The sequence below is a fragment of the Aerococcus sp. L_32 genome (assembly GCF_050689315.1).
Map to the genome: position 1 here is coordinate 1 of NZ_JBOEQF010001174.1, position 568 is coordinate 568.

Annotated in this window: 1 protein-coding gene; it reads right to left on the reverse strand. The window is 45.2% G+C overall.

Annotated elements, in window-relative coordinates:
• A partial coding sequence (locus ACRCJ0_RS18785; protein ID WP_431391719.1) for a DnaJ C-terminal domain-containing protein occupies positions 1-568 on the reverse strand: 568 nt, incomplete at both ends.

A 568-nucleotide genomic window follows, 5' to 3' on the forward strand; every position in this document is an offset into this window, starting at 1 on the left:
TCCTTCACGTTCGAATGTATCAGATCGTTTTACACGGAAAACAACATATAAGCTTCCAGCTGGTCCATTATTTTTACCAGCATTACCTTGTCCGTTTAGACGCATGCTTTGACCATCTTCTACCCCAGCTGGTACATTAACTTTCACTTTATGCGTTTCAGTTTCACGACCTGCACCATGACAATGATGACAAGCTTGATCATAGATTTTCCCTTTACCTGAACATTCATGACATACAGATTGAGAAACCACACGACCTAATGGTGTTTGTTGGTAAACTTTTTCAACACCGGAACCTGAACAAGTAGGACATGTATGTACAGCAGTACCTGGCTCCGCACCAGAACCTTCACATACTTTACAGTCAACTTCGCGACGATAAGAAACAGTTTCTTCAGTCCCGAAGATCGCTTCTTCAAATTCTAGGTCCATGTTGTATTGTAAGTCATCACCTTGTTGCGGTGCGTTAGGGTTAGCCGTACGGCCGCCTCCACCGAAGCCACCACCGAAACCGCTGAAGCCACCGCCTCCGCCACCAAAGAATTGCTCAAAGATGTCTTCAAAGCCG